The organism is Fructilactobacillus sp. X3R5C2 (assembly GCF_059901175.1).
Window position 1 is genome coordinate 349,231 of sequence record NZ_JBWXVC010000002.1, and the last position, 13,741, is coordinate 362,971.

The window sequence follows — 13,741 nt, forward strand, 5'->3', positions numbered from 1 at the left end:
TGTTAGTTCGTTTTCTTTTGCGTGTTTTTATGGTCAAACCAGTTCACAACATACGATAAAATCACTAATAATAAAGCCAAAATAAAGATATGATGAATGGCACTGTAAAGAATCTCATGCAGTACGGGCAGAACTTTTTTGGATAAATTAACCGCCGTCTGGGGATTAATTAGTGTATTCATCATTTTTAAGTTAGTCCCTGGATGTTCACTAACTCCTTTTGCCATCGAGGTGTTCATCACAATTCCAAAAATAGAAATCATAATTGTTTGACCGAGAGTTCGGCTCAGAGTATTGAATGAAGAAGCTACTCCAACGTGTTCTGGTGAGACCTCGTTTTGAACCGTAACGGTGGAAGTAGTAATGGTAATTCCAAATCCAGTTCCTAAAACGGCTGAAAGAACAAAGAAAACCCAAAATGGCGTAGTAATCGGAAGTAGGACCATACAAATTGCTCCTAGCAAAACAAATGCCAAACTAAAGTTCATAATTTGTTGTGGCCGGTACTTCAGAATCATTTTTCCCGAAATAAAAGAACCAACCAGCCATAGAACGGAACTTGGTGTGATCGCAAAACCAGCCATGGTGGCCTTTAATCCTAAAATACCCTGGGTCCAATCCGGCAAATAAACCTCATATCCAAAAATAAAACCACTAATCAGAGCTGCAATTAAATTCTGGGTGACAAATGTTCGACTTTTAAACATCTGGATTGGAATTAGTGGATCAGTCGCTTTTTTCTCCTGTCGATAAAATAAGATTCCACTAATAACTGCTACCACCAAACATCCAGTCACCATTATCCAATTGATTGGAACTTCACTTAAGACTTGAAACATGTACATAACTGAAAACAAAAGAACCGCAATCAAGACGACACCAGGTAAATCCATCTTACTTTCAATCTTGCGTTTTGGTTCGTGCAAAAATAATGCAATCAAAATAATCGTCAGTATCCCAATCGGAACATTAATGAAGAAAACCCAATGCCAAGAAAGGTTGTCAACCAAAAATCCGCCTAGTAATGGTGCAACCACTGAGGCAATTCCCCACGCTGATCCATTCAAACCAACCACTTGAGCTCGTTTTTCAAAAGAATACATGTCAGCAATAATGGTAAATGATACTGGCATAATCACTCCTGCACCGACTCCTTGAACTGCTCGCCATAAAATCAATGTTCCCATACTATTGGACATTCCTGACAACATGGAGCCAATAACAAAGACCACCAGACCAAATATAAAAACCGATTTACGACCTAATTGATCGGCTAACTTCCCATAAATTGGGGTGGCAATTGAATTTGTCAAAAGAAAAATTGAGAAAACCCAGTTCATCAACGACACCCCATGAAGATCACCGACAATCGTGGGCATTGCCGTCGAAACAATGGTTCCCTCAACTGCGCTCATAAATGTGGCAACAAATAATGCAATTGTCACAACTTTAACGTTTGTTTTACCCTTCATATTTCATCATCTTTCTATTTGATACAATAAAAAACGACCATTGAAGGTCGCCATTTAAATCCTATTTAAAATAATTCTGTAACTCTTTTACTTTATCGGTATGCTCCCATGGAAGATCAACATCCGTTCTCCCAAAGTGACCATAAGCAGCCGTTTGCTTGTAAATTGGTCGCTTTAAATCAAGCATCTTAATAATTCCAGCCGGTCGCAAGTCAAATACTTTTCTAATGGCAGCGACTAACTGATCGTCTGAAACCTTTGAAGTTCCAAACGTATTAACTGAAATTGAAACCGGTTCAGCAACTCCAATGGCATATGCTAACTGAATTTCAATCTTTTTCGCAAGTCCAGCCGCAACAATGTTTTTAGCGATATACCGCGCTGCATAACTTGCGGAACGATCAACCTTAGTTGCATCTTTCCCAGAAAAAGCACCGCCACCATGATGAGCTGCTCCACCATATGTATCAACAATGATTTTTCTTCCAGTCAAGCCGGCATCGCCAACGGGTCCACCAACCACAAATTTTCCGGTTGGATTGATTAAATACTTAGTGTTCTCATCAAGATACTTAGATGGGATCGTCGTTTTGATAACCTTCTCGATAACATCTTTTCGAATCTGTTCTTGAGTAACATCAGGATCATGCTGAGTACTTAAAACCACGGTATCAACACGCTTAGGATCATCATTTTGATCGTATTCAACCGTTACTTCCGCTTTGGCATCCGGTCTAAGATAAGGAATAGAATCATTTTTACGAAGCTTAGAGAGTTTCTGCATTAAATGATGACTCAATGAGATTGGGAGTGGCATTAACTCAGGGGTCTCACTGTCTGCATAACCAAACATAATTCCCTGGTCCCCAGCACCAATCTTATCAAGGGGGTCGACGTCTCCGCCACGAGTCTCAACCGACTCATCAACTCCCTGCGCAATATCTGGTGACTGTTCATCAAGTGAAACTAACACAGCAACACTGTCTGCATCAAATCCGTATTTAGGATCATTATAACCAATTTCACGAATTGTATCTCTAACAACTTTTTGAATGTTAACATAGGCACTAGTTGAGATTTCACCAAACACCAATACAAGCCCTGTAGTAACTGAGGTTTCACAGGCAACTCGTGCATCTGGATCTTTTTTTAAAATTGCATCCAGGATTGCATCACTAATTTGATCGGCAACTTTATCCGGATGACCTTCTGAAACTGATTCAGAAGTAAATAAACGCTTTTCTGACATTCTTATTCCCCCTATTGTTTGTGGTTACAAGGCAACTTCACTCTTCGTGAATCCTATCGGGAATCTGCTCATAACTTTATAATAATAACATATTCGCAAGTAATTAAAAAGCACACAAAACCTCCATTGAACAAATTTACATAATTGATTAACATGGATTTATTAATACAAAAAGGACAATATTATGAAAACTTTTATTGAAAAAAATCAAACGACCTTACATGCCCTAATTCTTACGGTATTCATCATCTTGAATACACTAATATGGCTCTTTGCTTCGCAAGTAGACTTACTATCAGTACAATGGAATACCAGACTGGTGGTGCTAATCCTATCAGAGTTTCTTTGGTCGGCTTCCCTTCTACTTTTCATCATTCGTTATGATCCGAGGATCAATTTATTTCTCAACGTCATCCCAGTGTTATTAGCGATTGTCTCCTTGTTTCCCATCTTATTAATCATCCTGTTTGTCATCCTTGGAATCACCAACATCATTGTAATGATGCCCAAATTTAAACTCGAAAATTACTATGGACTGGTTTGCTTTTCCTTTTTAAATTCAATTGCTCCGGTCATTTCTTTTTGTTATCTCGATAACCAATACCTAGAATCAAGTGTCCTCGTAAACGTTGGAATTCTATTTTGCTTATACTGTTTGTTCTTTGTTCCGTTCTTTAATCACCGACTTGAAACTAAATTAAACTTTATCTTCATTTTAATCTTTGCAGCGCTTCTGCTAGCAAATTTTCCCTTATTAAAATGTGCAATTTTAATTACTTTAGTATTAATCTCATACGGAATTCAAATCTTCAGCGAAAAAGAAACCCCAGAAAATTGTTTACTTTCATTTATAATTATTGGATTAGCAACTTTCATATAAAAATGAGGACTTCAAAATATGAAGTCCTCATTTTTATTTACTGTAAAGAAATTGCATCTAAAAATTCTTTGATTCTTGGCGAAGGGTTATTAAAAAATTCGTCCTTTGATCCATCAAAAATCTTCTCCCCATTTTCGATGAATAACATTTTATCAGCAGATAATTTAGCAAACTCAATGTTGTGAGTAATCATAATCATTGACTGTCCCTGATCGGCTAACTCTTCCAGCATTTCTAAAACTTGCGTCTCTAACTCCGGATCAAGTGCACTGGTAGGTTCATCTAATAAAATGTACTTAGGCTTGACTGCCAATGCCCGACAGATTGAGATTCGTTGTTGCATTCCTCCAGATAATTCATCGGGATAGAAATTAGCATATTTTTCAAGACCAACCCGTTTCAATAATTTTTCTGCCTGAGCAACCGCATCTTTTTTCGAAATCTTATGAACATGGATTGGTGCAGCTGTGATGTTATCAATCACCCGTAAATTAGGAAAAAGATTCCAATTTTGAAAGACCATGCTAGTCTGTGCTCGTAATTCCTTACTTTGTTTACTGGTAATCTTATCCGCGTAGTTTAACGAAAAATTAGGAAAACTAATTACGCCTGAATCTGGATGAACCAATAAGTCCAGTGAACGTAGCAACGTTGACTTTCCAGAACCAGAAGGGCCAACAATTACGGTCGTTTTTCCCTCAGGAAATTCCGTACTAATTTTATTCAGAACGGTTTTTCCATCGTACTTTTTTACAATGTCTTCAATCTTAATCATTAGCCTTCATCCCCCTTTAAGTATCTTGAAGAACGCTTTTCGAGATAGTGTTGAAGGATCGTTAAAATACTACACAAAATAGCGTAAAGAGCAGCTACTTCTGTGTACATAAGTAGTGGCTGATAGTTGTGCGCCGCAATTTGTTGACTAACCTGAAACATCTCTGTGATGGTAATCGTACTTGCAAGAGAGGTATCCTTAACTAATCCAATAAATTCATTAGATAGTGGAGGAAGTACGATTCGTGCTGCTTGTGGTAAAACAATGTACCACAGGGTTTGAGTGGTGCTAAAACCCAGAGTATACGCAGCATCCCATTGATCTTGGGGAACAGACATCAGAGCTGACCGAATGGTTTCCGAAGCATAAGCACCAGTATTTAACGAAAACCCAATTATTGCTGCCGTAAAGGCTGGAATTTCAAAATTAAAACCGGGAATGAAATTTTGCAGATTCGGTAAACCAAAATAAATAATGAACAACTGAACCAACAATGGAGTGGAACGAAAAGCCCACACGTATACGTCGGCAATGGCTCTAAAAATGCCCCACATAACTCTAACAAATGCATTCCCATGTGGTTTTAAAAACTTTATCAGTGCGGTAACAATCGCAAGAATTAAACCAAAAAAGAATGAAATAATTGTTAGTGGAATGGTGTATTTAATCATTGCCTCTAAGAGACTCGGTAATGATGAAATGATAATGTCCCACATAATTCTTTAAGCTCCTAACTAATATTATTTATCGGTAATATTCTCTCCAAAGTACTTCATTGATAATCGTTTCAAGGTACCATCTTTTCGAAGTTCATTAATTGCTTTGTCCATCTGTTTATTTAACTTAGCAGACTTCTTGTTCATCATTGGAGCAATTTGACTTTGTGGAATAACATTAGTTGGAACTAGTTTAGCTTGAAGGTCAGTATTCTTATGGCTTGCATACCAACTTTGCCATGCTGGTTGAGCATTTAAGGCACCAACAACACGACCTTGATCAATCATTTGCATTGAAGTATTAAAGTCTGGTGAAGTAACTGGTTTAGCATGCAGCTTTTCGGCGTTATTCCAGTTATCAGTCCCAGTACCTTCAGCGACCTTCTTACCCTTAAAGTCTTGAGCATTTTTAATTGGTGAATCTTTCTTAGTAATCATGATTGCCTTTGAATAAATGTATGGAGTGGCAAACCGATACTGCTTTTTTCTAGCTGGATTAATTGCCATATTGTTAAAAATAACATCGTAAGAATTAGAATTGAGTCCCTGAATTAATGAATCCCATCCAGTTAACTTGTATTGAACCTTCATCCCCATCTTTTTAGCAACATCATTAGCCAAATCAACTTCAAAGCCGGTTAACTTACCGTTCTTATCCTTGTAAGAATACGGAGCATAAGTTCCTTCCATACCAACCGTCAAAGTCCCAGGCTTTTTAGTCTCAGATTGTTTCCCACATGCGGTAACGGTAAGAGCCAACGCGGCCACTCCTGTTAGTAAAAGTAAAGGCCATCTTTTCTTCATAATTAAAATCCCCATTCATTAAAATATATTGTGCAAAATTAACTAACTCGCTATGTTTATTTTACTCTAAAAATTTAAACAGACAAGTAACTTTTTCATGATGCTACCTCCTAAATAATCACAAAAGAACACAAAAAAGAGGACTGGATCCACCAGTCCTCTCATAATTATAATAAATTAATATCATTTATAGAGAAACCTTTGAGTGCATACCAAAAGTGTTGTCAGATTTTGTCAAATCTTTTTTACAACAACATGGTTTACACATAGTCAGTTTCCCCTCTCGTGTTCTTTAACATAAAATCATAATATTACTATTTCTTCACTGGGTCAATAGATTGATCTTCAAGATCTGGATCATCATGTTCGTCTTTTGGTAGGAGAAGATTCAAAACGATTCCAATCACAGTTGCTAAAGCCACTCCAGTAAACTGGAAACTTCCAATTTGAATATATGCATTACCAATTCCAATTACCAAGATAACCGACGCAATCATTAAATTGCGTTTCTTATCCATGTCCAATTTATTGTCAATCATCACTTTGACACCATTAGCAGCAATTGTCCCAAATAGGAGAAAACTAATTCCACCAATAACTGGGAGCGGCATTTGCATGATTAAAACATTTAACTTATTCACGAACGCAAAGATCATGGCAAAAATCGCTGCTCCGATTATGACCCAAACACTGTAAACTTTGGTAATTGCCATGACTCCAATATTTTCGCCATAACTAGTTACCGCTGGTCCACCAAGAATTCCAGCTGCAAGCGATGCGGCTCCATCCCCAGCAAGCGTTCGATTTAAACCTGGATTCTTAAAGAAATTCTTGTGAGTCATTTCGCCGAGTACCATCAAATGACCCATGTGTTCGGTCATCGTAACAAAAGCGATTGGAGCCATAATCAAGATGGCATTCCAGTCAAACTTGAAGCCTCGCTCGGTGCCAATGATATGAAACGGAGGCATTTTAAACCATGGAGCAGTGGCAATTGCGTGAATATCAACTAATCCACACGCCATCGAAATTAAATACCCGCAGACAATTGCCAATAAAATCGGAATTAATCCCAAGAATCCCTTTAATTTAACGTTGAAAAAAATTGCTAAAAACAGGGTGGCCATCGCGATGCTAAAGAAAACCAAACTATATTTTCCATGATCCATCATTGCATTTTGAGCAGCGCTCCCTGCAAGTGATAGTCCAATCACCATTACGATTGGTCCCACTACCACTGGTGGTAGAATCTTATCAATCCAATCGGATCCAATAAATGAAATAATCGTGGCAACCACCACATAAACTAAACCAACGGCAACTACTCCTTGTGAAACTCCTGAAATTCCGGTCGTTTTCATTAACGCCATCATGGGAGTCACAAAGGCAAAACTCGAACCCATATATGCCGGAATTTTCCCCTTAGTAATTAGAACATGGAGTAAGGTCCCAATTCCCGATGCAAAGAGCGCAATACTTGGGCTTAAACCTACCAACAATGGAACAATTACTGTACTACCAAACATTGAAAACATGTGTTGTAAGGAAAGTCCGACCCACTTTAACGGTGATGGACGATCATGAATTCCTAATACATAGTCCTTTTTCTGAGACATTTATACTGACTCCCCTTCTTTAATAAAAAAACTGCTGTCCAAGTGGACAACAGTCTTCGATTAAATAAAGTTTCACAGTATCACTTTAAAATTCGAAATCTTGCTGCCTCACTGGACACACTTAAAGATTTATTTAGTTAAAATGATATATTTTATATGATTGTTTGTCAATAAAATTTCCAACCGAAAAATTTTATAATTGGTAGATCCCTTTTATTTTATTTAGAAACTAATCACTCTCTAACCCGACGTTTAAAACGCACGCACCTTTCAAATCACCTTTTGCGACCCTTTTCAATGCTTCATCCGCCTTTGAAAGTGGAAACTCAGTAACGTCAGGTTCGATGTGTAGCCGATCAGCTAAGGTCAAAAACTCTTCGCCATCACTTCTCGTATTACTTTCAACGCTCGTTAAGTTCTTTTCGTGAAAAATATGATCTTCGTAACTCATCTGAGGAATATCAGTCATATGAATTCCGGCTAATGCTAAAGTCCCTCCAGAAGCTAAACTTTTCAACGCGTTAGGAACAGCCTCACCGACTGGTGCAAAAATAATCGATGAATCTAGAGGAACGGGCGACATATCATATGTGTTATTTACTGATTTTGCCCCAAGTGACAAGGCAAATTGTTTGGCATCTTCACCTCGTGTAAAGACGTGAACGTCAATTCCCTGATCAATCGCCAATTGCGCGGTGATGTGAGCAGACCCACCAAAGCCATAAATTCCAAGGGTACCACCAGCTGGAATGTTAGCACGTTCAAAAGCCCGATACCCAATGATTCCAGCACAAAGCAGTGGGGCTGCTTGAAGCGAATTAAACCGTTCTGGAATTCGATAAGCAAATCCCTCTGGAACGGTTGTATACTCCTCATAGCCACCATCATGATCCCATCCCGTATATTTAGAATATGGACATAGATTTTCTCTGCCAGAACGACAATACTTACATACACCACATGTTTTCCGTAACCATGGGATTCCGATTCGATCACCAATTTTAAATCGACGAGTATGAGGACCATTTTTAACTACTTTACCAATAATTTCATGTCCAGGAGTTAGATCTTTTTTATGGACTGGTAAATCACCCTCGGTAACGTGTAAATCCGTGTGACAAACTCCACACGTTAATACCTTAACCAAGACTTCACCATCACCAGGTGCTGGAACGTCTTTTCTAACATATTTTAAGGGAGATTTCCTTCCGTTAATCGGTCCAGGTTTAACAATTTCCCAAGCATTCATAGTTTTAGGGATCTCGGTATTAGCTTCTTCTACCATTATAATTGCCTCCTCAATGTAATCTTTACGTTCATCATATCACAAAGAAAATGAAAGTGAAGTCCACTGACTAAAACCTAATCAAAATGAGTTTGAACTTCTTCTGGTTGTTTTTTAACCAAAACTTTCCCGTTTCTAATCGAGTATAAAAGCGTTCTTCTTTCGTTAATTCATTATAAAAATTATCTGTATCAAAGATTAAGAAACTAGCGGGTTTCCCCTTCTCAATTCCATAATGATCACTAACATGTAAAGTTTTAGCAGCGTTGGTAGTAACCAATTTATATGAATCCATAATTTGATGGTACCCCATCAATTGACTCGCTAAAATACCAACGTAAAGCGCATCCAACATGTTACCGTTCCCCATTGGATACCACGGATCTTTTACATCGTCCTCTCCAAACGAGACGTTGATTCCATGCTTTAAAAGTTCCTTGACTCTCGTTAGACCCCGTCGTTTAGGGTAAGTATCAAATCGACCACCCAAATGCATATTAACTAGTGGATTGGCTACCATGTTAATCTTTGACATCTTAAGAATTCTCATCAACTTATCGGCATATGCATCGTTATACGATCCAAGAGCCGTTGTATGACTTGCAGTCACCCGATCACTTAGTCCTGATTCATACGCCAAAGTAGCTAGAACTTCCAAATTTCTGGAATTGGGATCATCAATTTCATCGCAGTGAACGTCAACAAGTTTGCCATATTTTTCAGCTAAGTTCATCAAAAACGTTAGTGAATCACGCCCATAATATTGATTAAATTCGTAGTGGGGAATTCCACCCACGGCGTCAACTCCCATTTTGACAGCTTCTGTTAGTAAATCTTTGCCATGTGGAAATGATAGAATCCCCTCCTGTGGAAAAGCAACTAATTGGAGATCGATAAAACTAGATACCCGTTCTCTTGCCTCAAGAAGTGCTTTAAGAGCGGTAAGATTGGGATCAGTAGTATCAACGTGACTTCTAACGAACTGAATTCCATGTTCAGCCTGATTCTTGAGCGTTTTAATGGCGCGCTCCTTAACGTCTTTTTCAGATAAGCTTTGTTTTCGCTCAGACCAAATTGAAATACCCTCAAATAGGGTTCCACTTTCATTAAACCGGGGTTCACCAGCTGTCAGAGTCGAATCTAAATGGACATGTGAATCAATAAATGGTGGAATAATTAATTTACCATTCGCGTCAATCACCTCTTCTTTAAGATCATCAATGTGATCACCAATCTCTTTAATCTTTCCATCTTTAACTAAAATGTCTTGTTTTTTTGTCGAATTCTCAATATATCCCTGTTTAATAATCATTTTATTTGTCCCGTCTTTCTAACGCCCGACCGATAACGTAGTAGAGAACAGCAATAATTGCCATTACAATAAAAGTTGCTCCAATGGTATTTTTAACAATTGCAACATTTTTCAACATTAAGTATAACAAAACTCCTAAAATCCAAAGTGAAAACGCAAACCAATTCACTCCATGGCTATACCAAAACTCTCCTTTCGGATCTCCAAATGATTCCAAACGGTAGTCACGATCATTAAGAAGAAAGTAATCTACTAGCATGATGGAGATGATTGGGCCTAAAAACATCCCAATATAATCAAGGAAGGCCGTAAAAGCAGAAAGAAAGCTTCCACTTAAAAGTGGGGTAAAGGTTAAAATCATCGCCACCACGGTGACAATCAACAACGACTGTTTTAATGTCAATTTATGATACATATTCGTTAATGCTGATCCAGCCGCCTGTAAATTAACAGCATTAGCAGTCATACTGGTTAAGACAATCACAATCATTGCAATCATTCCTAGACCCAATTTATTGGCCACTGTACTTGGATCAGAATTATTGGGATCATAGACTCCAGACGTAATGGCAATACTGATGGTAGTGCATAATCCGATGGATGCAAAACTGACTGCCCCTAGTAAAGCTCCCAAAAATGGTGCACTTGTTGAAACACGCTTTTTATTAGTAAATCTAGTAAAATCAGCTCCACTGGTAACCCATGCCAAGTTAAACGCAGCCAGACTATCAATTGCTGCTCCAAACGGCATCCGATCCCTTTTGGGAACCATATAATGAGCAAGTTGGGTAAACGAAACATCTCTAAACACTACCAAGACTTCCCATATTACAAAGACTATAACTAGAATAATTCCAACTCTTTCAATAATTCTAATGGATCGTTGCCCTGATATAACACTAAGAATATGTAAAATACTCATAACCAGAATTCCAACAACTAAACCGAACGTACCACCAGACTTCCCAAAGATTGGCCATCCAAAGAATGAATTAAAAATATAGGATAATGAAGTTGCCGCAATAAAAGTATTAACCGCGGTCCAACCCATAAACATCACTAAATTGACAACCGATGGGATCATGCTTCCCCTGATTCCAAATGTCGCCCGACTCAAAGTTGTCGTCGATAAACCCGTTTTATACCCCTCATATCCAATTAAACTTAGAAACAGATATGAAATAATTGAGGCAATCACCAAAGCACTAAAACCGCCCCATAAACCACAAGCGGCAATAATACCCCCAATAAACCAAGTTCCATTATTAGCGTTTGCTCCAAACCAGTTAGCAAACATATCCCAATAGCTCATGTTGCGTTCGTTCTTTGGAATGGGATGAACTTCGTACTTATTTTCGTTTTCCATTTTTTCCTCCCTTGAATTAAAATGATAACCAAAATTCACATTGAACCAATTATAGTAATTCTTAAAGTGATTTAAAAGCTAAATTTAGCTATGAAAATGATGATTGGATTATAAAAAAGAAGAGTGTATCATAAGTACTAGTTCAATTAAGGGGTTGATCAATATGCTTGGGAGACGTGAAGCAAGACTTAAGCGTGAAAAGTTACGATTAAAAAAACAAAAGTTAAAGCTTAAGAAACAAAAATTAAAATTGAGAAAGTTAAAAATAAAACTTCGAAATAAACGAAAATAGGGATCACCAAATGGTGATCCCTATTTCATCTTAATGCATCAATTATCATAATTAGCTTAGCCATCAAAAAACAGGTCTAAGTCCGGGCAGTTAATAAATTAACAACAATGAAGGATCAACAGAACCTTAATGTACCCGGACTCATCCCTGCATTATTAGTATATGTCACATCAGTGTTACTTAGCAAGAAGAAAGCTTAATTACCTGACCTCTCCCTCAATCTTTGCCGCGTGTACGGTGGAATAAGGAACGTCAACTATTTTGACAAAACTACTTTATCATCAATAATTATGTGTCAGCAACTAAAGATTAAGTTGATGATTTTTTTATTTATGCTACTTTGATATACTAAATAGGTAGTGTTTCGGGTGTCACTAAATAATAAATAATCAGTATGATTATAAAATACGTCCAAAACCGATTGACGTTAAAAGCTAATATAAGGAGTTTGTTATGGCAAAGGAAAAACAAAAAAAGAAATGGTATAAACGATTCTGGGTTTGGATCATAATTGCAATCATCATACTTGTAGTAATCTTCGTTGTTGGAAGTAACAGTGATAAAAAGAAAAGTAGTTCTGCCACATCCAGCAGTCAAACATCCCAAAAAGTAAAACTAGAGAGTTCGTCTAAAACGGCGTCGGCAATTTCAACAACTGATAGCGCAAACACTGAGAGCAATAATGCATACAATACCGCTAAAAGCTATATGGAATCTGTTCCAATGTCTAAGAAGCGTTTATATACTCAATTAACATCACAATCTGGAAATAAATTTAAACCAGAAGCGGCTCAATCGGCCGTTAATAAATTCAGTGATAAAGATTATCAAGAAAACGCGGTTAAATCAGCAAAAAACTATTCGAAAGAACAACATTTATCAGCTCAACAAGTTTACGATCAGCTAACTTCTGAAGCTGAGGGATACACCCCTGAACAAGCTAAGTATGCCATTAATAAAAACAACTTAGGTCAAGTTAACCAATAAAACATAATAAGATAAAAAGTCATTTTACGATGGCTTTTTATTTTGCCATTTTATTTATAACACGTATTTAAAGGGTGTGACCCACTTAAAAATTAAATAAACTATACACAGTAAGATCAGAGTATAAAAAAAGAACGTTGCCATAACAACGTTCTTGATTTGCTAAGATAAGCTATATAACTATGTTATACCGGAGGTGGGGTTCGAACCCACACGATCGCAATGATCACTGGATTTTGAGTCCAGCGCGTCTGCCAGTTCCGCCACTCCGGCATGCTAATGATTGCTAAAGCAGTAAAACAAAGGCGGTAACCGGATTTGAACCGGTGATGAAGGTTTTGCAGACCTCTGCCTTACCACTTGGCTATACCGCCATAAAGGCACTAAGCCTTAACAACTGCCCTTCCCTACTGGAACCAAGCAATCAAAAGGGCGGTAGGTGGGAATCGAACCCACGCGTGTCGGTACCACAAACCGATGTGTTAACCACTTCACCACTACCGCCATAACATCATAAACAGGGATAGTAGGAATTGAACCCACATCAACGGTTTTGGAGACCGGTATACTACCGTTGTACGATATCCCTATAAATAAAATGGAAGGAAGTGGATTTGAACCACCGAACCCGAAGGAGCGGATTTACGGTCCGCCGCGTTTAGCCAGACTTCGCTATCCTTCCATATAATGGCGCGGGACAGAATCGAACTGCCGACACACGGAGCTTCAATCCGTTGCTCTACCAACTGAGCTACCGAGCCATTGTCTTTTATGACATTTATAATAATAAAACTATTTAATTAATGTTGCAAGGGTTACCCACAACAAACGGTCCGTACGAGACTCGAACTCGTGATCTCCTGCGTGACAGGCAGGCGTCCTGAACCAACTAGACCAACGGACCATATGTTATGGAGGATACAGGGATCGAACCTGTGACCTCCTGCTTGTAAGGCAGATGCTCTCCCAGCTGAGCTAATCCTCCAA

At 38.1% G+C, this 13,741-nt stretch carries 10 protein-coding genes, 8 tRNA genes, 1 pseudogene and 1 riboswitch; of the genes and pseudogenes, 2 read left to right on the forward strand and 17 right to left on the reverse strand.

The window, feature by feature from the left end:
- Positions 1-2: 2 nt before the first annotated feature.
- Complete coding sequence (locus AC6UD4_RS03820) at positions 3-1,472, reverse strand: MDR family MFS transporter (RefSeq protein ID WP_500693623.1); 1,470 nt, start codon at positions 1,470-1,472, stop codon at positions 3-5.
- A 61-nt stretch (positions 1,473-1,533) separates the two neighbouring features.
- Positions 1,534-2,721, reverse strand: a complete 1,188-nt coding sequence (metK, locus tag AC6UD4_RS03825; RefSeq protein WP_500693622.1) for a methionine adenosyltransferase — start codon at positions 2,719-2,721, stop codon at positions 1,534-1,536.
- Positions 2,719-2,800, reverse strand: a riboswitch (SMK box riboswitch). (Overlaps the previous gene by 3 nt.)
- A gap of 105 nt (positions 2,801-2,905) precedes the next feature.
- Between metK and AC6UD4_RS03830 the strand changes: the two genes are divergently transcribed.
- A complete protein-coding gene (locus AC6UD4_RS03830) occupies positions 2,906-3,601 on the forward strand; it encodes a hypothetical protein (RefSeq protein WP_500693621.1) in 696 nt (231 codons plus the stop codon).
- A gap of 37 nt (positions 3,602-3,638) precedes the next feature.
- On the opposite strand, the gene AC6UD4_RS03835 is transcribed toward AC6UD4_RS03830, so the two are convergent.
- The 7 genes and pseudogenes from AC6UD4_RS03835 to AC6UD4_RS03865 all read right to left on the reverse strand — a co-directional run bounded on the left by AC6UD4_RS03835 (position 3,639) and on the right by AC6UD4_RS03865 (position 11,475).
- The gene (locus AC6UD4_RS03835) at positions 3,639-4,376 is read right to left on the reverse strand and encodes an amino acid ABC transporter ATP-binding protein (protein WP_500693620.1); all 738 of its coding nucleotides are present in this window, start codon (positions 4,374-4,376) and stop codon (positions 3,639-3,641) included.
- The gene (locus AC6UD4_RS03840; RefSeq protein ID WP_500693619.1) at positions 4,376-5,092 is read right to left on the reverse strand and encodes an amino acid ABC transporter permease; all 717 of its coding nucleotides are present in this window, start codon (positions 5,090-5,092) and stop codon (positions 4,376-4,378) included. The genes AC6UD4_RS03835 and AC6UD4_RS03840 overlap by 1 nt, the downstream gene beginning before the upstream one ends.
- A gap of 24 nt (positions 5,093-5,116) precedes the next feature.
- The gene (locus tag AC6UD4_RS03845) at positions 5,117-5,896 is read right to left on the reverse strand and encodes a transporter substrate-binding domain-containing protein (protein WP_500693618.1); all 780 of its coding nucleotides are present in this window, start codon (positions 5,894-5,896) and stop codon (positions 5,117-5,119) included.
- Positions 5,897-6,210: 314 nt separating this feature from the next.
- Positions 6,211-7,512, reverse strand: a complete 1,302-nt coding sequence (locus AC6UD4_RS03850) for a uracil-xanthine permease family protein (RefSeq protein ID WP_500693617.1) — start codon at positions 7,510-7,512, stop codon at positions 6,211-6,213.
- A gap of 229 nt (positions 7,513-7,741) precedes the next feature.
- Complete coding sequence (locus AC6UD4_RS03855) at positions 7,742-8,797, reverse strand: zinc-dependent alcohol dehydrogenase family protein (protein WP_500693616.1); 1,056 nt, start codon at positions 8,795-8,797, stop codon at positions 7,742-7,744.
- A 77-nt stretch (positions 8,798-8,874) separates the two neighbouring features.
- Positions 8,875-10,109 (reverse strand): annotated as a pseudogene (gene codA / locus AC6UD4_RS03860) (cytosine deaminase).
- Between the two features lies 1 nt (position 10,110).
- A complete protein-coding gene (locus AC6UD4_RS03865; protein WP_500693615.1) occupies positions 10,111-11,475 on the reverse strand; it encodes a purine-cytosine permease family protein in 1,365 nt (454 codons plus the stop codon).
- Between the two features lie 745 nt (positions 11,476-12,220).
- Between AC6UD4_RS03865 and AC6UD4_RS03870 the strand changes: the two genes are divergently transcribed.
- Positions 12,221-12,754 carry an Ltp family lipoprotein gene (locus AC6UD4_RS03870; protein WP_500693614.1) on the forward strand — a complete coding sequence of 178 codons (534 nt, stop codon included), beginning with the start codon at positions 12,221-12,223 and terminating at the stop codon, positions 12,752-12,754.
- Between the two features lie 188 nt (positions 12,755-12,942).
- Here the strand turns inward: AC6UD4_RS03870 and AC6UD4_RS03875 are convergent.
- The 8 genes from AC6UD4_RS03875 to AC6UD4_RS03910 form a co-directional block, all read right to left on the reverse strand.
- Positions 12,943-13,027: transfer RNA gene (locus AC6UD4_RS03875), tRNA-Leu, on the reverse strand.
- A gap of 30 nt (positions 13,028-13,057) precedes the next feature.
- Positions 13,058-13,128: transfer RNA gene (locus AC6UD4_RS03880), tRNA-Cys, on the reverse strand.
- 57 nt (positions 13,129-13,185) lie between these two features.
- Positions 13,186-13,258 (reverse strand) — tRNA-His (locus AC6UD4_RS03885).
- Positions 13,259-13,272: 14 nt separating this feature from the next.
- Positions 13,273-13,343, reverse strand: a tRNA-Trp gene (locus tag AC6UD4_RS03890).
- 10 nt (positions 13,344-13,353) lie between these two features.
- Positions 13,354-13,436, reverse strand: a tRNA-Tyr gene (locus tag AC6UD4_RS03895).
- A gap of 6 nt (positions 13,437-13,442) precedes the next feature.
- Positions 13,443-13,515: transfer RNA gene (locus AC6UD4_RS03900), tRNA-Phe, on the reverse strand.
- Positions 13,516-13,583: 68 nt separating this feature from the next.
- Positions 13,584-13,658: transfer RNA gene (locus AC6UD4_RS03905), tRNA-Asp, on the reverse strand.
- A gap of 8 nt (positions 13,659-13,666) precedes the next feature.
- A tRNA-Val gene (locus AC6UD4_RS03910) sits at positions 13,667-13,739 on the reverse strand.
- Positions 13,740-13,741: the final 2 nt, after the last annotated feature.

Bases quoted from the DNA above. Each gene is read 5' to 3' on its own strand.
- AC6UD4_RS03850 (WP_500693617.1), bottom strand. From the start codon at position 7,512: ATGTCTCAGAAAAAGGACTATGTATTAGGAATTCATGATCGTCCATCA.
- AC6UD4_RS03865 (WP_500693615.1), bottom strand. From the start codon at position 11,475: ATGGAAAACGAAAATAAGTACGAAGTTCATCCCATTCCAAAGAACGAA.
- AC6UD4_RS03820 (WP_500693623.1), bottom strand. From the start codon at position 1,472: ATGAAGGGTAAAACAAACGTTAAAGTTGTGACAATTGCATTATTTGTT.
- metK (WP_500693622.1), bottom strand. From the start codon at position 2,721: ATGTCAGAAAAGCGTTTATTTACTTCTGAATCAGTTTCAGAAGGTCAT.
- AC6UD4_RS03830 (WP_500693621.1), top strand. From the start codon at position 2,906: ATGAAAACTTTTATTGAAAAAAATCAAACGACCTTACATGCCCTAATT.
- AC6UD4_RS03845 (WP_500693618.1), bottom strand. From the start codon at position 5,896: ATGAAGAAAAGATGGCCTTTACTTTTACTAACAGGAGTGGCCGCGTTG.
- AC6UD4_RS03835 (WP_500693620.1), bottom strand. From the start codon at position 4,376: ATGATTAAGATTGAAGACATTGTAAAAAAGTACGATGGAAAAACCGTT.
- AC6UD4_RS03840 (WP_500693619.1), bottom strand. From the start codon at position 5,092: ATGTGGGACATTATCATTTCATCATTACCGAGTCTCTTAGAGGCAATG.
- AC6UD4_RS03870 (WP_500693614.1), top strand. From the start codon at position 12,221: ATGGCAAAGGAAAAACAAAAAAAGAAATGGTATAAACGATTCTGGGTT.
- AC6UD4_RS03855 (WP_500693616.1), bottom strand. From the start codon at position 8,797: ATGGTAGAAGAAGCTAATACCGAGATCCCTAAAACTATGAATGCTTGG.